Source organism: Roseateles sp. AC306 (genome assembly GCF_979253795.1).
Genome location: NZ_CEEDEB010000004.1, coordinates 39,393 through 63,025, shown reverse-complemented (window position 1 = coordinate 63,025; position 23,633 = coordinate 39,393). Strand labels below are relative to the sequence as shown.

Sequence of the window (23,633 nt, the reverse complement as noted above, 5' to 3'; positions counted from 1 at the left end):
CGCGACCTCCTCCTTTACCTTCGCAACAGGCCTACCCGCTCTCCGGCTTCGCGGTGCATTGGGCTTGCTCGTCCCGGGCTACCTTCGGTGGAGCGGCCGGGATGCGGGTGCGCGCACTTGCGCAGGTAAAGAAGGAGGGCCGCGCAGCGGCCCGGGTGACACGCAGCAAGTGCGCGCACCCGCGTCCCGGCCCAGACCGGTCTTGGCGACGGCTCCTGATCACCACCCCATCTCATCCGCGCGGTCTTGTGCACTGTCAGATTTGACATTCGCGCATCTGCGCATCTGCAGGCTTTGACAGTGCCCTAAACAGGCCTGGACTTTGATCATTCGTTCCATCGAACGGCAGCAATGCCCCACAGGAGCAACGAATGACACCGACCCCCGGCACCGCCAGCGCAGACAGCCGCGAATCCACGGCCGCCTGGCATGTCAGCCCCGCCGACATCGCCGCGCTCGACGCCCGCGTCGTCGCCGACGACCTCAGCGCCGGCGCCAACTCGCCCTGCGCCTGTGCCTCGCTGCCGGCCACCACCAGCGTCTGGCTCGACGGCCTGCTGTCGACGCACGGCGCCCGCCGCCGCTGACTCAACCCAACACCCGAATAGCGCTTCGCCACCCGGCGCTATGCCTCAACCAGGGTGGCATTCAACCTCTAGGAGATTTCCCATGACCAACCCCACCACCAACATCCAAGCCGACATCCAATCCTTCGACGACATCGACGTCACGGACGCCACCATCGAAGGCCTGGAAGTCGTGACCGTCAAGGACGCGCTCGCCCTGCCGGAAACCGGCGCGTCCAGCGGCTCGAGCTCCTGCGGCTCCTGCTCGACCTGCGGCTCGTCGTCGTGCTGCGTCTCGCTCGCCTGATCGGCTAGCTGCCCTCGAGGGGTGGCCGGCGCCACGCCGGCCCCTCCTCACCTTCGCCCTGACCCCCTCCATACCGGAGTTGCCATGTTGACCCCACCTCCCCTCGCGCCCTCTGCGGCGCATGGCGCGCCGCCCGCCATCGACGTGCGCGGTCTCGTCAAAAAGTACGGCAGCAAGACGGCGCTGCGCGGCCTGACGCTGCGCATCGAGACCGGCAGCACGGTGGCCCTGATCGGCCCCAACGGTGCGGGCAAGAGCAGCTTCGTCGAGATCCTGATGGGCCTGCGCACGCCGGACGGCGGCGAGGTGCGCGTGCTCGGGCATGACGTGGTGCGCGACCCGCGCGGCCATGTGGCGCGCATCGGCGTGCAGCTGCAGGAGGCCAATCTCTTCAAGCTGCTGACCATCCGCGAGTACTTCGCCTTCTTCGCCAAGCTCTACCCCCGCCATGTCGACCTGACGCAGCTGGCGGCCGAGTTCGCGCTGACCGACATGCTCGACACCCGCGTCAGCAAGCTCAGCGGCGGCCAGAAGCAGCGCGTCTCGCTGGCCCTGGCGCTGATCAACGACCCCGAGCTGGTCATCCTGGACGAGCCCACCGTGGGCCTGGACCCCATCGTGCGCCGCGAGTTCTGGGAACTCATCCGCGCCCAGGCCGGGCGTGGCCGCACGGTGCTGTTCACCACCCACTACATGGACGAGGCCGCTGCGCTGGCGGACCAGGTCCTGATGATTTCCGCCGGCCAGCTCGTGGCCGCCGGCAGTGCCGCCCAGCTGATTGCACGCGCCCCCGATGGCAGCGCCTCGCTGGACGACGCCTACGCACACTTTGCGCGCCAAGGCGCGCTGGAGGCCGCCTGATGAACACCGCCCTTCGCGCCTACGTCGGCTTCGACTTCCGGCTGGCCTTCCGTGACCGCATGGTCCTGCTGATGACGTTGGCCGTGCCGGCCGTCATGTACGGCTTCTTCGGCCTGATGTACGGCCAGAGCGTCTACGGCGCCCAGGCCGTCAGCTATTACGACGAGTACACGCCCAGCTTCATCGGCCTCATCCTGCTCAATGTGGCGCTGATGAACGTCGCGCCGGTGCTGGTGATCTACAAGGAGCAGGGCCTGTTTCGGCGGCTGCTGGTCACGCCGCTCGACATGGGGGCCGTCTGGTTCTCGGCCATCAGCCGGGCGTTCACGATCTTTCTGCTTGGCCTGGTCGAGATGCTGATCGTCGGCTGGCTGATGTTCCATCGATTGCCGGCCACCTCCTTCATCGAGCTGCTCGCCGCCCTCACGGTGAGTGCCTACGCGCTGTTCTCGCTGGGCTTCCTGATCGGCGCGCTGGCCCGCACCGCCAACTCGTCCTTCAGCGCCGGCAGCCTGCTGTTCCAGCCCATGCTGCTGCTGTCGGGCGCCAGCATCCCGCTGACCCAGTTCCCGGACATCGTGCAGAAGATGGCCCAGGTCATCCCCATGACCCACGCGGTGGAGGCCCTGCGCCTGGCCTGGCGCGGCGAGTTCTTCACCTCGGCCGGCCTCGCGCCCACCCTGGTGCTGCTGGCCTTCGGCACCGTCTTCGCGCTGGTCGCTCGCCGCTGCTTCCAGTGGTCGGCACGCTGAAGCAGCCCGCCTCGCCCTACACCGTTTGAACCAGGGACTGACAAATGAACTCCACCCCCATGCTTCCCACCCAGGACGGGCCGATGCTGCTGCATCCGCGCTACGTGATGCGGGTGGCCGGCGAATCGGTTCGTGCCCTGCAAGGCCTGGAGACCGGCGAGACCGCCCAGGTGCTGGCCGATGGCGAGCGCCAGCGGCTTGAACTGCAGCAGCAGTCGGCCGCCCTGCTGGACGTGCTGGGGCAGGCGATCCATGGCTGCACGGACCGCGACCTCGGCCGCCTGGCGCTGAACGTCAAGCGCGCCGTGTTCAACCAGCGCGCCAGCAAGCCCGAGCAGGTGCAGGCGCTGGCCGGCCTCATCGACGCCGACGCGCTGGCCGCGCTGACCCGCTTCAACGAGGCTGCCATCGCGCTGGCCGGCCACGAGGAGAAGGTGCGCCAGGCCTATGCCCGCGAGATCGATGCCACCTCCGAGCACCTCAACGCGCTGTGGCAGCTGCCGCGGCTGCGGGACGCGATCAGCTACGTCAACCCGGAGCTGTTCGCCGACTTCGAGGCCATGGCCCGCAAGGACGCCAAGCCGCTGGCGCCCAAGGCCAGGCGCAAGCTGCAGGAAACCTTCGTCCAGTACCTGACCCGCTGCAGCTCCAAGACCAGCCCGCTGTCCACCTTCACGGTGCTGCACGTGGGCCGCTGGGACGAGCGCCTGGTCAGCGACTGGTCGCTGGACTACGACGCCGCGCTGGACCGGCGCGTGACGCTGAAGGGCGCGCTGATGCGCCAGATCCTCGCGCCGCTGCTGGGCAACTTCCAGCTCTCCAGCAGCCTGTTCGCGCTGGCGCTCAACCCCAGCCTGGTGCTGGAGAACGGCCGTGCGCGCTTTCGCACGGTCACCGAGGGCAACACCAGCAGCGGCAAGTTCTTCGGCACCGGCGAGGCCGTGGCCGAGATCAACAGCAACGCCGCCGTCGCCTGCCTGCACCACGTCTTCGCGCAGCGCAACTTCGAGCCCATCTTTGCTCGCGACCTGATCACCGCGATGTGCAAACTCGCGCCCAAGCTGCAACCGCAGATCGTCAACGACCTGCTGGGCAAGCTCTACGACCTGCGCATGCTGCTGCCCGACACCCAGCCCTGGGAGCAGACCGACCCGCTGGCCTGGACCGAGCAGCTGCTGGGCGACCTGCCCGGCGAGAGCGGCGTGCAGGCGCGCGGCCACCTGCGCACGGTGCGCCAGTCGCTGGCCGACTTCCGCACTGCCGAGCCCGCCCAGCGCGCCCAGCTGGTGGGCACGGTAAAGGACGAGATCAAGGCGCTGCGCGAGGCCTTGCAGGCGCCCGAGCACAAGAGCGTGACCGACACCGCCTTCTTCGAGAACTGCTATCTCAAGTCGCTGCAGGGCGGCCTGAACCCCCGCCTGCTGGAGCCCTTTGCCGACGACCTCAGCCTGCTGATGTCCCTCGCCCCGGTCGTGGGCTTCACGCAGCAGGCGCGCTGCGACATGGCCGACTTCTTCCTCGCCGAGTACGGCGCCAGCGGCGTGTGCGAGCAACCGCTGGAGTTCATCCGCCGCTTCGACCAGATCTATGCGCTGGGCAGCCTCACCCACGCGGCAGACCCGGAGCGCAAGGCCGCCCCGACGGCCATCAGCGAGGCCTTCAACCGCGCCCGCCGGCAGTTCAACGACGTGCTCACGCCGCTGCTGACGCAGAAGGAGGACGTGCAGATCGACCGCGAGGCGCTGCGCGCCGTCGTGCAGGCCCTGCCCGCCCCGGTGCGCCAGCGCGGCGGTTCGCAGAGCTACGTGGGCCAGATCGCGCTGCGCCAGGGCCGGCCGACGTTCGTGCTCAACCAGGTCTTCGGCGGCCGCGGCGGGCTGATGTCGCGCTTCATGGAAGTGCTGGAGGACCGCGAGGTGCAGGAGGTGCGCGACTACCTGCTCAACAGCAGCGAAGGCGCGCTCTTTGCCGAGCTGCCCGGCGTGTTCGGCTTCAACGCCAACAACCACCCGCGCATGGCCGACCACGAGGTCGTCGTGCCGCCGTTCGCGGCGAACTGGGAAGAGACCCGCAAGTTCGAGATCGACAAGCTCCGCCTCGTCTACGACCCGCGCGAGCACATGGTGCGCTTCAAGACCGAGGACGGCCGCGACATCGACGTCTGGTACCACGGCTTCCTGATGCCGATGCTGCTGCCGCGCATCCAGCGCGTGCTGGCCATCGCCTACACCGAGGGCATCAACAACTTCACCGTCGCGCCGATGATGAAGCAGGGTCTGCTGCGCCCGGATGCCGTCACCTACCTGCCCCGCCTGAGCCTGGGCGACGTGGTGCTGGCCCGCCGCACCTGGGTCATCCCGGCCACGCTGCAACCCGATGCCGACCTGGCGCCCGAGGCCTTCTTCGTTGCCATCCAGGCCTGGCGGCGCGAGATCGGCCTGCCCGCGCAGGTCTTCCTGCGCGGCATGCCGGCGACCGACCCCCAGGTGCAGACCGGCACCTCGTTGAACTTCAAGTGGGACGCGGTCGACTTCAAAGACCTGAAGCCCTTCCATGTGCGCTTCGACAGCCCGCGCCTGGTGCGCCTGATGCAGCGCACGCTCAAGCGCAACAGCTTCTCCATCGTCGCCACCGAGGTGCTGCCGTCGCTGGACGACCAGCATGTGTCGGTCGAAGGCCAGCCCCATGTGGCCGAGTTGCAGTTCGAGCTCAGCACGCTGCCGCAGCGGCTGCAACCCGCCAGCCGGCGCGACCAGTGGCATGCGCTGCGCATCGCCTATTTCGAGGACGACCGCCGCGGCCTGCTGCTGGGCCCCTTGAGCGACCTGCTCGACGGCCTGCGCAGCCAGCACGGCATCGACCGCGTCATGCTGCTGCCGCACTGGCGCCATGGTCCCCACGTCGACCTGGCCGTGCATTGCAGCGCCCAGGTGCTGGACGAAGTTGTCTGGCCCGCGGTGCGCGCCCAGTTGCTGCCCTGGCTGCAAGCCCACCCCAGCAGCCGCGAAATCGACCCGCAGGCCTATGAAGCGCTGGCCACCAAGCTCGCGCTGTTCGAGCTGGACCCCGAGCCCGCCCTGCCGCTGCTGACGAACAACACCGTCACCGCCGCACCCTATGTGCGCCCCAAGGCGCTGAAGCTGGAAGCCTTTGCGGCGGCGCGGGAGGACTTCCAGGTCGCCGCCCTGCCGCTGACGCTGAAGCTGCTGCGCGGCAAGGTCGACGGTAACGACGAGTTCATGCTGACGCTGGCGGCCATGCTGGCCCTGGTGGGGCAGACCTACGAGATCGGCGGGCTGTCGCGCGGCTATGTGTCGCTGCGCTCGCATGCCGAGTACTTCTTCGCCGCCCACGACGACGGCGGCAAGCTGCGCGGCCGCTTCGACGCGCTGGACCGGCGCCTGGGCGACCGCGTCGGCGAGGTGCTGCGCGCCGTGCTTGACGGCCGGCTCGACAGCCTGGCCCTGGCGCCCGAGTTCAAGGAGGTGCTGACCGAGTGGCAGGCGGTGCTGGCGACCACGGCCGAGAAGAACCGCCGCATCGTCCATCAGCACTACGACGTGCTGCTGGCCGACGACACCTTCGACCGCCTGCAAGGCAGCGTCACCGCCCAGGGCAGCGACTTCCAGACCCGCATGCGCCAGCGCGTGCCCAGCGAGATCGGCCGCGCGCTGGGCCAGGCCGGCGGCATGCTCGCCATGAGCACGCCGCAGATCATGGCCTACCGCACCACGGTCAATTTCTTCTACACGCTGCTGCCCTTGCTCGGGGTGTCGCCGATGCAGAAGTTCTGCCTGTGCCACCTCGTCGCCCTGGGCGTCGAGCGGGTGCTGGGCGTGAGCTGGCGCGACATCACCGGGCTGCAGGCCGGCGCCAACACGGAGGTCTCCGCATCATGAACACCGCCACCGTCGGCGCCTGGCCTGCCCGCCGCCTGCGCCTGAAGCACCACGTCTTCTTCCGCAACACGCCTGCGGGCGTGCAGTTCGACGGCGGCAGCCGCAGCCTGTTGCTCCCTGGTGAAGGCCTGCACCGGCTGGTGGAGCGCGTCATCGCGCTGATGGACCAGGGGCTGGACCTGCCCGCCCTGCAGGCGCGCCTGCCCGAGCGCCTGCAGGCACCCGTGCAGCGCGTCGTCCAGGCGCTCGATGCGCACGGCCTGCTGCTCGACGAGACCGACGACACGCCATGGCTGCCACAGGCCGACGCACCGCTCGCCGTCACCGAGTTCATCAAATACCTGCAGGACCGCGCCGACCCCGCCACCCGCCGCGCCCGCTGGGGCGCCTGGCGCGACGGCCGCGTGCTGCTGGTGGGCGAAGGCCATGCGCTGAAGGCCGCCGCCCGCGCCGTGGCCGACAGCGGCGTGGGCGCGCTGCGCCTGCGCCTGCTGGCCAGCGACAGCGCCATCGCGCTGGAGGAGCTGCACGAACACCTGAGCGCCGCCGGCATACAGGGCCAAACGCTGGACCTGCAAGCTGGCGTGCCGCAGGTCAGCGACTTCGACGGCGTCACTGCCGCGCTGTGGGCCAGCGATCGCGCCGATGCCGCCGTCGATGCCGCAGCCTTCGAGCATGACGCACGCCGCCACGCCGTGCCCGCCGTCATCGCGCTGCGCAGCGGCGGCATGGCCCTGGTGGCCCCGCCCACCGAGCCCGGCCTGCCTGGCGTGCACGAGTTGCTGCAATGGCAGCAGGCCGGCGCTGAGGAGCCACACAGCCCCGCCAGCCTGGCCCTGCTGGGCGTGGTGGCCGCGCAAGGCGTGATGGACCATCACTTCGGCATCGCCCCAGCGCAATGGCAGCGCCGCGTGCGCCGCGTGTCGCCCTACCTGGAGCTGAGCCAGCACCCGCTGGTGGCGGCAGGCACCCGCCCGGCTGCACTGGGCGAACTGGCCGCGATAGCGCCGCAGGCGTTCAACGACCTGCTGGGCCAACCGGGCGACCGCAACCTCTCCGGCTACGAGCAGCAGCGCGTGGCCCTCACGCCCTGGTTCGACGCCGCCTTCGGCCCGCTGGCCTGGCGCCCAGCCGGCACGCGGGGCCAGGTCTTGTCGCAGCTGCCGCTGTACCACGACGCCATCGCCGTGCGCGCCCCGCGCGGCCAGGGCGGCGCCGTCGCGCAAGTCGCCGGCTGGGGCCTGAATGCCGAGCAGGCTGGCACGCGCGCGCTGCAATTGGCGCTGAGCCAATTGGCGGCCAAGCTGGTGCCGGGCCACGACGCGACAGAGTTCGTCACCGCCTTCGACTCCGCCCGCTGGCAAGCCCTGGCCCTGGCGCAGGCCGTCGCGGCTCACCACGGCTTCGCCACCGAACGCCGCGTGGCCTCGGTAGCGCTGGAGCACGTGCAGGACAGCGTCGTGCACCTGCTGCGCCAGTTGCTGCGCCACTTCGCGCCGGCACCGGCCCGCGTGCTGCTGCATTGGCACCCGCGCTTCGCATCGTGCGTGGCGCAGGTCTACGTGGGCGACACGCTTGCGGGCACGGCTTGCGACGCCACCGCCCTGCCGGCCATCCAGGAAGCGCTGGGCCAGGCCTGCAGCCGCGTGCAGCTCAACGACGACGCGCTGTGGCGTGGCCGCGTGTGGCACTGGCCCGAGCCGCATGCCGACCAGTGGCAGCCCGCGCCCGACCTGCACACCGCCAACGCCGAACTGCCCGCACCCGTGCAGTGGCAGCCGGCGGACACCCTCAACCTCCCGAGCGGCGTGATCTGTGGTCGCGCCGTCATCGAACACGCCGAGGCCCTGGCATGAACACCGCCGCCATGACGCTACGCACCTGGACGCTGATCCACGACGCCAGCAGCGATGCGCTCTGGCCCGCCCTGCGCGCCGCCACCGCCCAGCAGCACGCGCTGGCGGACGCGCCGCTGCCTCAAGCCGGCGAGCGCTGCCTGCTGGTGTTCGACCTGCGCCGCGCCACCGGCGCCCTGGCCTGGCAGGCCAAGGCGCGCCAGGCCGGCGCCGAGCTGCTGCTGCTGGGACTGGAACCGGGCAGCGTCAGCTTCGGCCCGTGGGTCGCGCCGCAGGACAGCGACGCGCCCTGCCTGGGCTGCGTGATGCGCTGGACCGCGTTGAACCTGAACCAGCCGCAGCACTGGTCCGCCGAGGCGCAGGCGCCAGCCGAGCTGGAGCGCCAGTCACAGGCGCCGCTCAGCCCCGCCGGCCGCGCCACCTTCACGCGGCTGCTGGGCCAGGCGCTGGCCGAGCCCGATCAGCTGCGCGGCCGCGTGCTGCGTCTGAACTGGGAGCGCCTGGCCACCGACAGCCACCGCCTGCACCGCCATCCGCACTGCCCCGATTGCCAACCCCTGCCGGCCGACCACGCCGAGCTGGCGCGCGTGGACCTGCAAGCGCGCCCGCTGGCCGGCAGCAGCCGTGGCCGCGTGCCCAACCCCAAGCTCAACGTGGCGGCGCTGCGCGAGAACTTCCTCGACCACCGCACCGGCGTCATCAAGCACCTCTTCCACGACCTCAGCTCCGAGCTGATGCCCATGGTGGTGGCCGAGATGAGCTTGCCCGGTTCGACGGTGGCCGAAAGCGGCTACGGCCGCACCGAGAGCCGCGAGGGCTCGGAGCTTGTGGCCATGCTGGAAGCGCTGGAGCGCTTCTGCGGCCACGAGCCGCGCCGCCACGGCGCGTCGGTGCGCGGCAGCTTCGACAGCCTGCGCGCGCAGTACGGCGACGCGGTGGTCGACCCGCGCGATTTCGTGCTGCACGAGGCCGAGCAGATGGCCCAGCCCAGCTTCACCCACGAGCCCTACAGCGACGCCCTCACCTTCAACTGGAGCTGGGGCTGGTCCATGCGCAAGAGCCAGCCGGTGCTGGTGCCGCAGCAGATGGTCTATTACCGCCTCGGCGACGCGCCGGGCCAGCCGCTCAACCGCTTCGTGTACGAGACCTCCAGCGGTTGCGCACTCGGCGGCTGCGTCGAGGAAGCCGCGCTCTACGGTCTGATGGAAGTGCTGGAGCGCGATGCCTACCTGACGGCCTGGTACGGCCGCATCGCCCCGCGCGAGCTGCTGCTGGACGACGTGCAGGACGACCGCGTCGCGGCACTCGTCGTTCGCGCCCGCGCCCAGGGCTACGAGGTGCATGCCTTCGACATGCGGCTGGACATCGACGTGCCGCTGGTCTGGGCGCTGATCGTCGACCCGCGCGCGGATGCGCCGGTGAAGAGCTACTGCGCCTCGGCCGGGCACGCGCAATGGGAGCAGGCGCTGTTCGCCGCGCTGGTGGAGGTGACCACCTCGATGGGCGTCTACCAGGTCACGATGCCGGCCCTGCGCGAACGCGCGCTGGCCATGGCCGACGACCCCTGGCTGGTGCGCGGCATGGCCGACCATGTGCTGCTCTACAGCCTACCCGAGACCTACCCGCGGCTGGATTTCCTGTTCGACGGCCCTCCCGCCCAACCGCTGCCCGCGCCAGCGCCCGCCGCCACCGACCTGCGCGACGAACTGCTGCGCCGCGTGCAGCAGACGCTGGCCGTGGCCAGTGACGTGATCCTGGTGAACCAGAGCTGGGCGCCGATGGAGGCGCTCAACCTGCACTGCGTCAAAGTGCTGGCGCCGGGGCTGACGCCGGTCACCTTCGGCCACCAGCACCGCCGCTGCGCGCTGCCACGGCTGAACTCGGCCCGCCATGCACGCGGCCTCGCGCCGATGACGCAGGGCGACATCAACCCTGAACCGCACAACTTCCCATGAGCATGTTGGCGCTTCAGGCATGCCCGCTGCTGCCACTGCCCCAGGCCTGGTGGCTGGGCACGCATAGGCGAATGGACTTGCTGGACGTGCCGTCGTTTGGGTCGGTCCGTCCGGCAGCGCCGACGCTGGCCTCGCGCGTGACCGTGCAGCGTCGCCTGCACCGCCTGCCCAGCCGCCTGCCGGCCGAGTTGATGAGCCTGGGCGACCACCTGCAAGGCCGTGCGCCGGCGGTGGCGCTGGACGCGCTAACGGCGCTGTCGCTGCTGCTGCGTCACCTCGCGGCGCCCATCAGCTACCAGGCCGACAACCCCTACGCCATCCACCGCGCCGTGCCCTCGCCTCGCTGCGCCTACCCCTGCCGCGTGTTCGTCATCGAGCGTCACGACACGGGCGTGCGCCAGTGGATCTACGAGGGCGATCACCACGCACTCGCCCAGGCCCCCGGCCCCTGCGACACGCAGGCGCTGCTGGGCGAACACGAGCTGGCCGTCATCGGCGTGGCGCGGCACTGGATGCTGGCAGACAAATACGGCGACTTCGCGCCCTTCAACGCCATGCTGGAAGCCGGCATGGCCCAGTCGCAGCTGCAACACCTGGCCCAGGCCCTGGGCTGGGCGGGCGAGCCGCTGGAAGGCCACCCCGCAGCGCTGCGCGCCGCCAGCCGGCTGTGCGAGCACCCGCTGGAGACGGTGGCCTATGGCCTGCGGATGAGCCCGGCTACGGGCCAGCGCTGGGTGCCGTCGTGGCCCGGTGATGCCGTCGAGACGGACGTGGCCGGCCACGCGCCCTCGCCGCTTCTCGCCGAGCAGTTCGACCTGCTGCCCAGCCTGGCCGCACAGTTCGCGGCCATCGGCCCGGCGTGCGCTTCACTCCCGCCCATAGCGCAATCACCTGTTCACGCGCCGGAGACGGGCCTGCTGCAACTGATGCGCGCCCGCAGCTCGGGCAGCGACCGCAGCGGCCTGGCCCCGCGCCTGGCACCGCTGCCGGCCGGCACGCGCGACCGGCTGCTGGCCCTGTGGCGCAAGCTGGCCGCGCGCCGCCAAACCCTGCCGGGTGAGGCCGAGTTGCAGCCGCTGCTGGCCTGGCTCGACGACGCCGCTGGCGAGTCCGGCCTGTTCACGCCTGCAGGCGATCAGTTCAGCGCGCTGCCCGCCACCCAGCTCAAGGCCTTGCTTCAGGACGCCCTGCCCCACCCCGGCGTGCCGCACAACTTGCTGGGCCTGAAGTGCCACGCGCTGTGGTGCGCCGACCTGGACGCCGCCCAGGCCCGCCACGGCAGCGCCGCGCTGCGCCGCCTGCACCTGGCGGCCGGCGCGCAGGCACAGGACTTCAGCCTCGCCGCCACCGCCTTCGGCTTGTTTGCCCGGCCGCTTCGCATGATGCGCGAGGCGGTGCTCGAAGGCGGCCTGGCCCTGCCCGGCCCGCTCGTCTACCAGGTGATGTGCGGCCTGAACCGCAGCACCAACACCCGCTGGGAACTCTAGGAGCCCCGTCATGACCGACCGAAACGCAAACGCACAGGTCCACGCCAACGACTGGTTCGCGCTGCACATCTTCCTGTCCGACGCGGCCGCCGCCGACCGCTTCCTGCTCGACTGGGTCACGCCCCAGGTGCGCCAGCTGATCGGCAGCGGCGCTGCGACGGGCTGGTTCTTCCTGCGCTACTGGGAAGGCGGCCCCCACCTGCGGCTGCGCCTGCGCGGCCTGTCGCCGGCGGGCCGCGCGCAGTTGCTGGCCGACGCCCGCGCCGCCGTACCCGCCTATCTGAGCGCACAGCCGCCAACACGCGAGGCCTATTACCGCAACCACTTCTTCGACGGCCAGCCGCTCGACCTCGCGCAGCTGCCGTGGTTCGACGAAGGCAGCGTGCAGGTGATGCCGTACGAACCGGAATGGCGCCGCTACGGCGGGTCGGCGGGCCTGCCGGTCAACGAAGGCCTGTTCGACCTCGGCAGCACGCTGGCGTTGAGCCTGGTGCGGGCCAGCCCCGGCGACGTGTCGCGCCGCCTGCAGCTGGCGGCCAGCCTGATGCCCTTGTTCGCGCAGGCCTGGCAGCCCGACCTCGCCGGCGTGGCGCGCTTCCTGGACGACTACGTGGCCTACTGGACCATGAGCTCGGCCGAGGTCAAGGCCTTCAACGCGCCGGCCACGCAAGCCCCGGCACCGACGACCGAGCAGTGCCAACGCCTGGCGCAGCAGCTGCGGGCTGCGCGCGATGGCGCCGGTTCACGCAGCCCGGCCGCGCTGCTGATGGCGGGGCTGGATGCTGCGGTGACGCAGTGGGACATCCAGCGCCACCAGGGCCTGCTGATCTCGCCCATCACCAACGCCCCCGTGGCCGACGACGCCCAGCACCGGCTGGCGCTGCAGGCCATGCTGGCCTCGCAGCTGCACATGCTCAACAACCGCCTGGGCCTGGCGCCGCTGCAGGAGGTGGCGCTCGCCCGCATCCTGGCCCGCACCGCGCATGCGCTGGTGCGCGACGCCGCCCCCCAACCCCTGGCCGCCTGAAGCGCTAAGGAGCCGTCATGAAAGAACTCTGGGTCGTCCTCGAACAGCTACGCCACCAGCGGCTGCACACCTTCATCCTGCTGGCCAGCATCGCGCTGACCTTTGCGGCCTACGCCGTACTGGGCTCGTTGCGCTATTCGCTGGACAGCGGCGAAGAGTCGGTCTCGGGCCAGCGGCTCATCATCGCGCCGCAGTCGGGCCTGATGGCGCAGCTGCCGATCGCGCAGAAGGCCCGCATCGAGGCGCTGCCCGGCGTGGCCATGGTGGGCCACGCAACCTGGCTGGGCGCCTACTACCAGGACCAGCGCCAGATGCAGATGGTGTTCGCGGTGCAGCCCCAGGCCTGGCTGGCCCAGCACCCCGACATGATCGTGGCGCCCGGCGTGGCCGAGGCCTTCTTCGCACAGCGCGACGGCATCCTCGTCAGCCGTGGCCTGGCCGACCGCTACGGCTGGAAGGTGGGCGACGTGGTGCCGCTGGGCAGCATCCTGTTCCAGCCGCCGGCCGGCGAGCCCGCATGGCGGCTGCGTGTGGCGGGCACCTTCACCAGCGCGGACAGCGGCGGCGGCCGCAACTTCATCCTGATGCATTACGACACCCTCAACGAGGCGCGCACGCTTTGGCGCGACTCCGTGGGCTCGTTCATGGTGACGGCCAAGCCCGGCGTCTCCGTGCAGGGCCTGGCCAACGAGATCGACGCGGCCTTCGCCACGACGTCCGACCCGACCAACAGCAACACCGACCAGGCCTTCCACAGCGAGTTCTTCGCCCAGTTCGGCAACGTCACCTTCATGATCAAGGCGGTCATCGCGGCAGCTTTCGGTTCGCTGATGCTGGTGGTGGGCAGCACGCTGGCGCTGGCGGTGCGCCAGGGCACGCGGGACATCGGCGTGCTCAAGGTGCTGGGCTGGTCGCACGCCCGCGTGCTGCGGCTGGTGTTCTGGCGCTCCGGCGCGCTGGTGTGGATAGGCTCGGTGATCGGCATCGGCGCGGGCGCGCTGTTCAACCTGCTGGTGACGCGCCGGCTCTCCCAGTTCATGCCCGACGTGGTGCTGCCCTGGGCCGTGGTGGGCGAGGCTGCGCTGATCGCGGCGGTGGTGAGCCTGCTCACGGGCCTGATCCCTGCGCTGCTGGCCCTGCGCATCCGCCCGCTGCAGGCTTTGACAGTCGACAACGGTTGAGCCCACGCGCAACCTCACGGCCATGAACACGAAGCTCTCCTCCCCCTGGCGGCAGTGGCCGCCGCTGATGCAGGTCTCGCTGGCGAGCCTGTGGCGCAACAAGTGGGCCAGCGCCACGGTGGCGCTGTGCGTGATGCTGGTGGTGCTGGTGCTGCTGGGCTTTCTGGCGATGGCCGACGGCTACCAGCGCAGCCAGCGCAACACCGGCTCGACCGAGGTGGCGGTGATGCTCGCCGAGGAGGCCACCAGCGAGCCCGGCAGCCGTCTGACGCGCGAGCAGGTCTCGCTGCTGTCGGCCGGGCCGGGCATCGCTCAGCGCGACGGCCAGCCGCAGGTGTCGGCCGAGTTCAGCATGACGGTGGCGGTGGCGCGCGGCGAGCGTGGCCGCCAGAACTTCAACCTGCGCGGCATGGACGCGCAAGGCCTGGCCCTGCGTGCCGGCCTGCAGATCGTGCAGGGTCGCCTGTTCACGCCGGGGCGCAACGAGATCGTCATCGGCCGTCGACTGGCTGCCCAGGGTGACGAGCTCGGCGTCGGCCGCACGGTGCGCCTGGCCGGCCGCGACTGGCAGGTGGTGGGGCTGTACGCGCTGGACGCCGCCTTGTTCGAGACCGAAGCCTGGGCCGATGTTGGCGCAGTGCAGGCCGCCTATGGGCGCCAGGGGCAGTTCCAGTCGCTGCGTGCACACCTCGCCGGCCCTGATACCGACGCCAGCCTCGCCGCCCTGCAGCAGCACGCCGCGCAGGACAGCCGGCTCAAGCTGAGCGTGCAGACCGAGCGGCAGTTCTTCGAGCAGCAGGCCGCGGGCACCCACAACTTGCTGGTCTACCTGGGCTGGCCGCTGGCGGCGGTGCTCGCGGTGGGCACGGTGGCGGGCACGCTGAACACCTTGTCGATCACCGTGCACGCGCGTCGGCACAGCCTGCGCGTGCTCAACCTGCTGGGCTACAGCAGCCGCGTGGTGGCGCTGTGCGTGCTGGCCGAGGCGCTGATCCTGTCGGCCCTGGGCGCGCTGTGCGGCGCGGTGGTGGGCTGGCTGGCCTTCAACGGCGTGCAGGGCGTGACCGTGGGCGCCGGCTTCTCCAGCGTGCATTTCGATTGGCAGCTGGACGCCGGCAGCGTGCTGGCCGCCCTGCTTCTGGCGCTGGCGGTGGGAGCCCTGGGTGGGCTGCTGCCGGCCTGGCGCGTGTTGAACAGCCGTCAAGGAGCCGCCTCATGAGCGCCCCAACCCTCTCCCTCGATGCCGGCGCGGAGCGCCGCGCGCAACTGATGGCGACGCTGCGCCTGTCGCACCACGGCCAGGCCGGCAGCGAAGCACCTGCGCCCGCACCTGCGGTGAGCGCACCCGCCCCGCGCAGTCGCCGTGTGCCCGCCTGGGCCGTGGCCGCGCTGAGCCTGCAGACGGTTGCCTTGGCCGTGTTGCTGGTCCCCGGCCTGCAGCGCGACGTGGACCTGCCCGGCCTGCCGGCCGCCCAGGCCACCACCGCCCCGCCGCCGACCGTCGCCCCGCCGCGCCCGGCCACCGCAGGCGTGCGCTTCGAGGCGTCGGGCTTCGTGGCCGCCACGCGCACGGCGACCGTCTCGGCGCGCACGCTGGGCCAGGTGTCCGAAGTGCTGGCCGACGAGGGCACGCTGGTCAAGCGCGGCCAGGTGCTGGCGCGCATGGCCGACCAGCAGGCCCGCACCGAATTCGGCCTGGCGCAGGCGCAACTGGCCGCAGCGCGTGCCCGCCAGAGCGCCGCCCAGGCCCAGTTGCACGAGGCCCAGCGCGACCTGGACCGCGAGCAGTCGCTGCGTGACCAGAACTTCACCAGCGAGTCGCGCCTCAGCAAGAGCCGCACGGCGCTGGAGGTGGCGCAGAGCAACCTCGCCAGCGCCAAGGCCGACGTGGCCCTGGGCGAGCTGCAGGTGCAGCGCCAGGCGCAGGCGCTGGACGACTACACCGTGCGCGCGCCCTTCGACGGCGTCATCCTGGCGCGCAACGCCCAGGTCGGCGAGATCGTCGCCCCAGGCGGCGCGGGGGGCGGCTACACCCGCACCGGCATCTACACCATCGTCGACATGCACTCGCTGGAGCTGGTGGTGGACGTCAACGAAGACCTGCTCAGCAAGGTCGAGCCCGGCCGCAAGGTCAGCGCCGAGCTGTACTCGCACAAGGGCTGGCAGATCGCGGGCGAGGTGCTGCGCGTGATGCCCAACGCCGACCGCGCCAAGTCCACCGTGCGCGTGCGCATCAAGCTGCTGGACGCCGACCCGCGCATCCTGCCCGACATGGCCGTCAAGGTCCTGTTCCTCTGATTCGACTGCCCAAGGAACCGCCATGAGCACCGCCCCCGCCCTGTTCTCGCTGCAAGGCGTCGTCAAGCGCTACCAGCGCGGCGACGACGTCGTCTCCATCTTCAACAACCTCGACCTGGACATCCACGCCGGCGACTTCCTCGCCATGATGGGCCCGTCCGGCTCGGGCAAGAGCACGCTGCTCAACCTGCTGGGCGGCATCGACCGCGCGGACGCCGGGCGCATCCTGTTCCGCGGCCAGGCTCTGGAGGCGATGAGCGAGGCCCAGCTCTCGCAGTGGCGCGCAGCGAACGCTGCGTTCATCTTCCAGCAGTACAACCTGCTGCCCATGCTGAGCGTGGCACGCAACGTCGAGCTGCCCCTGATGCTGACGGCCCTGTCGTCCGCCCAGCGGCGCGAGAAGGTGGCCGCTGCGCTGGAGCTGGTGGGCCTGCCTAGCCAGGCCGCACGGCTGCCGTCGCAGCTCTCGGGCGGCCAGCAGCAACGCGTGGCCATTGCGCGCGCCATCGTCTCGGACACGGAAATCATCCTGTGCGACGAGCCCACCGGCAATCTCGACCGGCACACCTCCGACGAGGTGCTGCAGATCCTGTCGCTGCTCAACCGCGAGCTGGGCAAGACCATCGTCATGGTCACCCACGACCCTCAAGCCGCCGCCGTGGCGTCGCGCCGCATGCATCTGGACAAGGGCCAGTTCCTGGCGCTGCCCGACACCGCAGCCAACGCCGCGCGCGTGGCCTCACCGGGCATGGCGCTGGCCGCCTGAAACGCCGACTGCGCCTGTGAAGGCGCGCCGACATCGTGCGGGTCTTCCCGTCACCACGAGCAGTGACGGGCTCATCCCGAGCGCGCCTGCCCGACGGCTCGCCGACGATAGCCATCGGAACCTGGTTGGCCCGGCCGCTCGTCATCGGTTGACGCCGCGGGGCCGCTCGTCACCGGGGTTAGGGGAACGCCCCCTAGCTTCAAGACATTCGGCGTTTTCCAGCAGATTTCCGTCTCGTCGAGTCCTTATCATCGCGCCGCACTGGGAGCGACGAGTCAGACCTCGAAGAGGGTGGCGCACGAGAAACCGAGCTTGGGTTTGCGTGTCGCCCGGTCCACCGCATAGGAGTTCAGCAATGGATTGGCAAGCAGCAGATTTGCTGGATGGCATCGCAGCCCAGGCCACGCCCGAGGCCTGCTTCGTGCTGATCGCCGATCACGCGGCGGACATCGGCTTCGAGTTCTGCACCCACGGCATGCGCCTGCCGGTGCCGATCACGAAACCGCGCACCACCATGCACAGCAACTACCCCTCGGCCTGGCTGCAGCGCTATCACGAGCAGGGTTACATGGAGAGCGACCCGACCGTCGCGCACGGCATGCGCTCGTCATCGCCGGTGATCTGGAACGATGCGTTCTTCTCCAGCACGCCGCAGATGTGGTCCGAGGCCCAGAGCCACGGCCTGCGCCACGGCTGGGCGCAGTCGCGGCGCGACCCCGAAGGCACCTACAGCATGCTGATCATGGCGCGCTCCGAAGGGCCGTTGACCGATGCCGAGCTGGCCCGGCTGACGCCGCGCATGCAGTGGCTGGTGCACACCGGCCACGAGGCGATGAAGGCCAGCGGCCAGGACCCGGCCCGCGACCAGGCCACGGCCGAGTTGACCGACCGCGAGATCGACGTGCTGCGCTGGACGGCCGAAGGCAAGACGTCCGCCGAGGTGGCGGACATCCTGAACATCTCGGAGCGCACCATCAACTTCCACATCAACAGCGTGGTCGCCAAGCTGGGGGCCTGCAACAAGACCAGCGCGGCGGTGCGCGCGGCGATGCTGGGCCTGCTCTGGTAATGCGTTAGAGCGGTGGAGCGCCGCTCAGGTTCAGTGCCGAGAATCGGGCGGCATCGTCAGAGCCAGGTCGAGGCTCTCGGCAATCACCCGCTCCCAGTTCGCCCGGGTCATCAGCCGGGCCACGCACAAGCGCGTGCACTCGACGCCCAGGTCTTCACCCTGGGAGTCGACGACGCGCAGGTTGGTGCGCAGGCTGCTCCACTGCGCCTGCAGGCGCTGGGTCTCGGGGCTGTAGGTCCAGTCCCAGCTGAAGCTCAGGGCCGGTTGGCGGTTGGCGCTGGCCCATTCCGTATAGCCCGAAACGGTGCCGGCTTTGGCACCAGGATCGAGCGGGTTGCCGTCCAGCTCCGAGTACAGGTGGACATGCTGCAACTCGAGCAGGTCCTCGGTTCGCAGGCGGATCAGCGGGTCAATCATCGTGGCGGGCGTGGAAGCAAACATGGCTGTCACCGATGGGTTCTCGGTCGGAGCACTCGACGCGCAGCATAGCCGCGCGAATCAGGCCCTCATCTGGGGCGGCTCCGGGCCGAAGGTCAAGGGGCGGAGTCAGTGGATGGTGGTGGGTGAAGAGTCGGAGCTGACCGGGGCCAGCGCCTCGGGCCGCGCAGCGACACCCAGTTGCTCGAATGCCAGGGCTTGCAGCTCCTGCAGCACATGCAGGCCTTCGCCGCGGGCCGCGCGGACCGGGGCCTCTTCGGCCAATGCCGCTGCTTCGATGCGGGCCAGTGCCGCGATGGAGGCGTCGCTCACCGCGATGACGAAGGCGATCACCGGCTTGCCGCCGCACATCTCTGGCGGGCCCAGACGCTGGCACTCGACACCGGCGCGTTGCAGCAGCCGCTCCACCGGCGGCGTCGAGACCGCCAGCAGATGGGTCACGCCGCGTTGGGCGCAGAACCGCAGCGCCTGCAGCAGCACGCGCTCGGCCATGTAGTCGGGCGCGGTGGGTGCCTCGGCACCATTCACCGGCATGGCGGCAAAGCGCGACAGCTCCCAGATCTGCGGGCTGCGCGGCGTCGGCAGGCCGTTGAGCAAACGCGGGAAAACTTGTTCGAGCAGGTAGGGGCCGGTGGTGGGCAGCAGGCGGCCGCAGCCGACGATGCCGCCGTCGAGCCGGCGGGCGACGACGTGAACGGTTTCTGCGTGATCGAACTGGTCCTGCTCGTAGCCGGGCTGCGAGGGCAGCTCCCAACCCAGGCGCTGAACGAACACCTCGTAGCGGTAGGCAGCGAGCGAGTCATAGAGGGCCTGGGGAATTTCTGCGGCGGGTGCACAAACGAAATTCATTGGGGTGGCTCCGTGGATCAGCGCGAATTGCGTGGAACGGATGTTTGTCCAACGCGCCCCGGCGCCCAACTGTCAAAGTCTGCAAAACGGCTTGTCAGAGGGGGTACCTGTCAAATCCTGCAATCGGCTTGCGGCCTGTCAGAACTGGCAGTAGAGCCGCCCGGCGGGCCTTCCTAGACTGCTTCGCAAGCGGGCATGGGGCCCGACGATTCGGAGCCAAGCATGACCATTTCCAGAACCCAGTCCCTCCTCACGACCGTCCTGTTAGCAAGCGGCAGCCTGGCCCACGGCGCGGAGGCCAGTGCCGAGTTTGTCGTGATGGGCGCCAACAGCAGCCAGGGCACGATGCGCGCGATGCTGTGTGCCGAGAACGAGCGCTTTCCCAACGGCTGCAAGCTGACGGCCCGCGTGCCGGCGCGGGTGGAGGGCACGAGCCTCGTCTTCGGCAAGCTGCCGCCCGGCCGCTATGCCTTCTCGGTGGTGCACGACGAAGACAACTCGGGGCGCCTGGGCGTCTCCAGCGTCAGCGGCAAGCCCAAGGGCATCGGCTTCAGCAACAACGTCACGGGGCCAGGGGGCGTTCCGACCTTCAATCTGGCCGCAGTCAACGTCAAGGACGCGGGGTTCAAGCAGGTGGTCACATTGCGCGGGTTTGGCGCCCGGCGCTGATGCGCGGTCACCATGAAAAAGACCCCCAAGTCGGCGAACGACTTGGGGGTCTTGATGCTGCGCGAGCCGTTGTGACTCGGGAAATTGGTGCCGGCTATCGGATTCGAACTGATGACCTACCGCTTACAAGGCGGTTGCTCTACCAACTGAGCTAAGCCGGCGAAAAACAGAAGGCGGATTCTAAACCGTCACTTCACCCGCTTGAGCGAAGGCCGTGGGCCACCGCTCGGTGCATCGGGAGGGGTGTCATCGCCCTCGTCGTCACCGGTCTCGCTGGCGAGACGCAAGCCGCTGCGGCGCGGTTCCGCAGGCGCTGCCGTGACCGGTGTCGGCGGCATGCCTTCGGCCGGGGCCTCTGGCGCCGGGAAGGCCATGCCCTGGCCGTTCTCGCGCGCGTAGATGGCGACGACATGGTCCACCGGCACGATGATCTCGCGCGCAACGCCGCCGAAGCGCGCCTTGAACTGGATGAACTCGTTGCCGAGGTCCAGCCCGCTGGTCGCATCGAAGCCGACGTTCAGCACGATCTCGTTGTTGGACACGTACTCCATCGGCACCTGCACCGAACGGTCGACGTGGACCGCGACGTAGGGTGTGAAGCCGTTGTCCGTGCACCAGTCGTGCAGGGCGCGGATCAGGTAGGGGCGGGTGGACGTGCCATTGCCCGCACCGCCGGGAGCGGGGGTCTGGTCCATCAGCGGCGCATGACCTTTTCAGAGGGCGTCAGCGCCTCGATGTAGGCCGGGCGGCTGAAGATGCGTTCGGCGTACTTGAGCAGCGGCAGCGCGTTCTTGGACATGTCGATGCCGTAGTAGTCCAGGCGCCACAGCAGCGGCGCGATGGCCACGTCGAGCATCGAGAAGTCGTCGCCCAGCATGTACTTGTTCTTCAGGAAGATCGGCGCAAGCTGGGTCAGGCGGTCGCGGATCTGCGAGCGGGCCTTTTCGAGCTGCTTGTCGGTCGCCTTGGTCGTCGTGCCGCGGCCTTCGAGGATGTTCACGTGGGCGAACAGTTCCTTTTCGAAGTTCAGCAGGAACAGGCGCACGCGGGCGCGGGCCACCGGGTCACCGGGCATCAGCTGCGGGTGCGGGAAGCGCTCGTCGATGTACTCGTTGATGATGTGCGATTCGTACAGGATGAGGTCGCGCTCGACGAGGATGGGCACCTCGTTGTACGGGTTCATCAGGGCGATGTCTTCAGGCTTCGCGAACAGGTCAACGTCACGGATTTCGAAGTCCATGCCTTTCTCGAACAGCACGAAGCGGCAGCGGTGCGAGTAGGGGTCGGTGGTGCCGGAGTAAAGGACCATCATGGCTTGGGCTCCCGAGGGGTCAGTCAATCAAAAAAGCGCAGCGGTGTAGCCGCGCTGAAAAGCAAACGCAGTGGGTGGCCGTAGCGCGCCCCACTGCGTGGTTCGGCACCGCCGTGAGGCGGCACCGGGACTTGGCTGTTACTTCACGTCCTTCCAGTACGAGGCGTTGAGGCGCCAGGCAAAGATGGTCAGGAAGCCGAGGAAGATCAGCACGATGACGCCGAGCTGGAAGCGCTGCGCCTGTGCCGGCTCGCCCATCCATTGCAGGTAGGCGACCAGATCGGCCGTGGCTTCGTCGTATTGGCGCTCGGTCAGCGTGCCGGGCGTCAGTTGCTCGTAACCGGCGAAGACGTGAATCTTCTTGGCATGGTCGTGCGGGTCGGCGACCTCTTCAAACCGGGCGGCGCGCTGGCCTTGCAGCTCCCACATCACATGCGGCATCGCGACGCTGGGAAAGGCCAGGTTGTTCCAGCCCGTCGCCTTGGTGTCGTCGCGGTAGAAGTTCCGCATGTAGGTGTAGAGGTAGTCGGCCCCCGAACCCTTGGCGCCGTCGGCCCGCGAGCGGGCGATGACGGTCAGGTCAGGCGGGTTGGCGCCGAAGAATGCCTTGGCGTCCTTCGCATCCAGGCTGACCTTCATGGTCTCGCCGACCTTGTCGGCCGCGAACAGCAGGTTGTTCTTGATGTCGGCTTCGCTCAGGCCGATGTCGCGCATGCGGTTGTAGCGCATGTAGGCGGCCGAGTGGCAGTTCAGGCAGTAGTTGACGAACAGCTTGGCGCCGTTCTGCAACGCTGCCATGTCCGACATCTTTTCCTTGGGGAACTTGTCCCATTCGATGCCGCCGCCGGAGGCGTGCGCGGCACCGGCCAGGCTCAACGAGGCCAGCAGGATGGCAATCAGCTTTTTCATAGGTGTTCTTGCTCCGTGGCTCAATCAGTGGGACTGGAAGGTCACACGGTCGGGCACCGGCTTGGGCGTGCCCAGGCGGCTCCACCACGGCATCAGCAGGAAGAAGCCGAAATAGAACAAGGTGCCGACCTGTGCCACCAGCGTGCCGATGTCGCTCGGCGGCTGAATGCCGAGGTAGCCCAGCCAGACGAAGAGCACCACGAAGACGGTGTAGAGGACCTTGTGCCAGTCGGGGCGGTAGCGGATGGACTTGACCGGGCTGTGATCCAGCCAGGGCAGGAAGAACAGGATGACGACGGCGCCGCCCATGACGACCACGCCCCAGAACTTCGCGTCGAAGACCTTCAGCAGGAAGATCGCGACGGCTGCCAGCACCAGCAGAGCCACCTTGGCCGTTCCGCCAAACTTGCCCTTCAGGAAACTCACGACGGCAGCGATGCCGATCAGCACGCAGAGCACGTTGACCATGGTGTCGGTCGTCGCACGCAGCATCGAGTAGTAAGGCGTGAAGTACCAGACCGGGGCGATGTGCGCCGGCGTCTTCAGCGGGTCGGCCGGGATGAAGTTGTTGTACTCCAGGAAGTAGCCGCCCATTTCAGGTGCGAAGAAGATGATGGCGGTGAAGGCCATCAGGAACAGGCAGACGCCGTACAGGTCGTGCACCGAGTAGAACGGGTGGAAAGGCACGCCGTCCAGCGGCTTGCCGTTCGCGTCCTTGGGACCCTTCTTGATCTCGACGCCATCCGGGTTGTTGGAACCCACATCGTGCAGCGCCAGCAAGTGCGCCACCACCAGGCCCAGCAGCACCAGCGGCACCGCGATGACGTGGAAGCTGAAGAAGCGGTTCAGCGTCGCGTCGCCGACGACGTAGTCGCCGCGGATCATCAGCGCCAGGTCCGGGCCGACGAAAGGCACGGCGGCGAACAGGTTGACGATGACCTGGGCGCCCCAGTAGGACATCTGGCCCCAGGGCAGCAGATAGCCCATGAAGGCTTCGGCCATCAGGCACAGGAAGATCGCGCAGCCGAAGATCCAGACCAGCTCACGCGGCTTGCGGTAGCTGCCGTAGATCAGGCCGCGAAACATGTGCAGGTAGACGACCACGAAGAAGGCCGAGGCGCCCGTGCTGTGCATATAGCGGATCAGCCAGCCCCACGGCACGTCGCGCATGATGTACTCGACCGACGCGAAGGCAAGGTTCGCATCCGGCTTGTAGTGCATCACCAGGAAAATGCCGGTGACGATCTGGATCACCAGCACCAGCAGCGCCAGCGAGCCGAAGATGTACCACCAGTTGAAGTTCTTCGGCGCGTAGTACTCCGACATGTGGACCTTGTAGGCGTCGAACGCGGTCGGGAACCGGTTCTCCAGCCAGGTCATGGTCTTCACGCCTGCCGAGGCGCCTGCGGGAGCTTCCTTGAATTCAGCCATG

21 protein-coding genes and 1 tRNA gene are annotated in these 23,633 nt (G+C 69.3%); 15 read left to right on the top strand and 7 right to left on the bottom strand.

Features of this window, described 5'->3' with window-relative positions:
* The first annotated feature begins 371 nt into the window (after nt 1-371).
* The 14 genes from AC0IZJ_RS10750 to AC0IZJ_RS10685 all read left to right on the top strand — a co-directional run bounded on the left by AC0IZJ_RS10750 (nt 372) and on the right by AC0IZJ_RS10685 (nt 18,024).
* Complete coding sequence (locus tag AC0IZJ_RS10750) at nt 372-587, top strand: hypothetical protein (RefSeq protein ID WP_471849443.1); 216 nt, start codon at nt 372-374, stop codon at nt 585-587.
* An 82-nt stretch (nt 588-669) separates the two neighbouring features.
* Nucleotides 670-873, top strand: a complete 204-nt coding sequence (locus AC0IZJ_RS10745) for a thiazolylpeptide-type bacteriocin (protein ID WP_471849441.1) — start codon at nt 670-672, stop codon at nt 871-873.
* Nucleotides 874-957: 84 nt separating this feature from the next.
* The gene (locus tag AC0IZJ_RS10740) at nt 958-1,734 is read left to right on the top strand and encodes an ABC transporter ATP-binding protein (protein ID WP_471849439.1); all 777 of its coding nucleotides are present in this window, start codon (nt 958-960) and stop codon (nt 1,732-1,734) included.
* Nucleotides 1,734-2,486, top strand: coding sequence for an ABC transporter permease (locus AC0IZJ_RS10735; protein ID WP_471849437.1), 753 nt, complete (start codon nt 1,734-1,736; stop codon nt 2,484-2,486). Before AC0IZJ_RS10740 ends, AC0IZJ_RS10735 begins: the two co-directional genes overlap by 1 nt.
* A gap of 44 nt (nt 2,487-2,530) precedes the next feature.
* Entirely contained in the window at nt 2,531-6,385 is a 3,855-nt protein-coding gene (locus tag AC0IZJ_RS10730; RefSeq protein WP_471849435.1) for a lantibiotic dehydratase, read from the top strand.
* Nucleotides 6,382-8,241 (top strand): hypothetical protein, encoded by a 1,860-nt coding sequence (locus AC0IZJ_RS10725; protein WP_471849433.1) that lies wholly within the window; start codon nt 6,382-6,384, stop codon nt 8,239-8,241. Before AC0IZJ_RS10730 ends, AC0IZJ_RS10725 begins: the two co-directional genes overlap by 4 nt.
* Nucleotides 8,238-10,196 (top strand): TOMM precursor leader peptide-binding protein, encoded by a 1,959-nt coding sequence (locus tag AC0IZJ_RS10720; protein ID WP_471849431.1) that lies wholly within the window; start codon nt 8,238-8,240, stop codon nt 10,194-10,196. The genes AC0IZJ_RS10725 and AC0IZJ_RS10720 overlap by 4 nt, the downstream gene beginning before the upstream one ends.
* Entirely contained in the window at nt 10,193-11,683 is a 1,491-nt protein-coding gene (locus AC0IZJ_RS10715) for a nitroreductase family protein (RefSeq protein WP_471849429.1), read from the top strand. The genes AC0IZJ_RS10720 and AC0IZJ_RS10715 overlap by 4 nt, the downstream gene beginning before the upstream one ends.
* Before the next feature lie 10 nt (nt 11,684-11,693).
* Nucleotides 11,694-12,710, top strand: a complete 1,017-nt coding sequence (locus AC0IZJ_RS10710) for a lantibiotic dehydratase C-terminal domain-containing protein (RefSeq protein WP_471849427.1) — start codon at nt 11,694-11,696, stop codon at nt 12,708-12,710.
* A gap of 17 nt (nt 12,711-12,727) precedes the next feature.
* On the top strand, nt 12,728-13,891 hold the full coding sequence (locus tag AC0IZJ_RS10705) for an ABC transporter permease (protein ID WP_471849425.1): 1,164 nt from the start codon (nt 12,728-12,730) through the stop codon (nt 13,889-13,891).
* Between the two features lie 22 nt (nt 13,892-13,913).
* Nucleotides 13,914-15,110 carry an ABC transporter permease gene (locus AC0IZJ_RS10700; protein WP_471849423.1) on the top strand — a complete coding sequence of 399 codons (1,197 nt, stop codon included), beginning with the start codon at nt 13,914-13,916 and terminating at the stop codon, nt 15,108-15,110.
* The gene (locus AC0IZJ_RS10695; protein ID WP_471849421.1) at nt 15,107-16,189 is read left to right on the top strand and encodes an efflux RND transporter periplasmic adaptor subunit; all 1,083 of its coding nucleotides are present in this window, start codon (nt 15,107-15,109) and stop codon (nt 16,187-16,189) included. The genes AC0IZJ_RS10700 and AC0IZJ_RS10695 overlap by 4 nt, the downstream gene beginning before the upstream one ends.
* A 22-nt stretch (nt 16,190-16,211) precedes the next feature.
* Nucleotides 16,212-16,955, top strand: coding sequence for an ABC transporter ATP-binding protein (locus tag AC0IZJ_RS10690; RefSeq protein WP_471849419.1), 744 nt, complete (start codon nt 16,212-16,214; stop codon nt 16,953-16,955).
* Nucleotides 16,956-17,310: 355 nt separating this feature from the next.
* Complete coding sequence (locus tag AC0IZJ_RS10685) at nt 17,311-18,024, top strand: autoinducer binding domain-containing protein (RefSeq protein WP_471849417.1); 714 nt, start codon at nt 17,311-17,313, stop codon at nt 18,022-18,024.
* Between the two features lie 30 nt (nt 18,025-18,054).
* Here the strand turns inward: AC0IZJ_RS10685 and AC0IZJ_RS10680 are convergent, their stop codons facing one another.
* Nucleotides 18,055-18,465, bottom strand: coding sequence for a DUF4902 domain-containing protein (locus tag AC0IZJ_RS10680; RefSeq protein ID WP_471849415.1), 411 nt, complete (start codon nt 18,463-18,465; stop codon nt 18,055-18,057).
* Nucleotides 18,466-18,570: 105 nt separating this feature from the next.
* Complete coding sequence (locus tag AC0IZJ_RS10675; protein ID WP_471849413.1) at nt 18,571-19,311, bottom strand: acyl-homoserine-lactone synthase; 741 nt, start codon at nt 19,309-19,311, stop codon at nt 18,571-18,573.
* 222 nt (nt 19,312-19,533) lie between these two features.
* Between AC0IZJ_RS10675 and AC0IZJ_RS10670 the strand changes: the two genes are divergently transcribed.
* On the top strand, nt 19,534-19,980 hold the full coding sequence (locus AC0IZJ_RS10670; RefSeq protein WP_471849411.1) for a DUF2141 domain-containing protein: 447 nt from the start codon (nt 19,534-19,536) through the stop codon (nt 19,978-19,980).
* An 85-nt stretch (nt 19,981-20,065) separates the two neighbouring features.
* On the opposite strand, the gene AC0IZJ_RS10665 is transcribed toward AC0IZJ_RS10670, so the two are convergent.
* The 5 genes from AC0IZJ_RS10665 to AC0IZJ_RS10645 form a co-directional block, all read right to left on the bottom strand.
* A tRNA-Thr gene (locus AC0IZJ_RS10665) sits at nt 20,066-20,141 on the bottom strand.
* A 27-nt stretch (nt 20,142-20,168) separates the two neighbouring features.
* Complete coding sequence (locus AC0IZJ_RS10660; protein WP_471849409.1) at nt 20,169-20,675, bottom strand: ClpXP protease specificity-enhancing factor; 507 nt, start codon at nt 20,673-20,675, stop codon at nt 20,169-20,171.
* On the bottom strand, nt 20,675-21,292 hold the full coding sequence (locus AC0IZJ_RS10655) for a glutathione S-transferase N-terminal domain-containing protein (RefSeq protein ID WP_056192820.1): 618 nt from the start codon (nt 21,290-21,292) through the stop codon (nt 20,675-20,677). The genes AC0IZJ_RS10660 and AC0IZJ_RS10655 overlap by 1 nt, the downstream gene beginning before the upstream one ends.
* 138 nt (nt 21,293-21,430) lie before the next feature.
* The gene (locus tag AC0IZJ_RS10650; protein ID WP_471849407.1) at nt 21,431-22,201 is read right to left on the bottom strand and encodes a cytochrome c1; all 771 of its coding nucleotides are present in this window, start codon (nt 22,199-22,201) and stop codon (nt 21,431-21,433) included.
* A gap of 24 nt (nt 22,202-22,225) precedes the next feature.
* Nucleotides 22,226-23,632 (bottom strand): cytochrome b, encoded by a 1,407-nt coding sequence (locus AC0IZJ_RS10645; RefSeq protein WP_471849405.1) that lies wholly within the window; start codon nt 23,630-23,632, stop codon nt 22,226-22,228.
* Between the last annotated feature and the right edge of the window lies 1 nt (nt 23,633).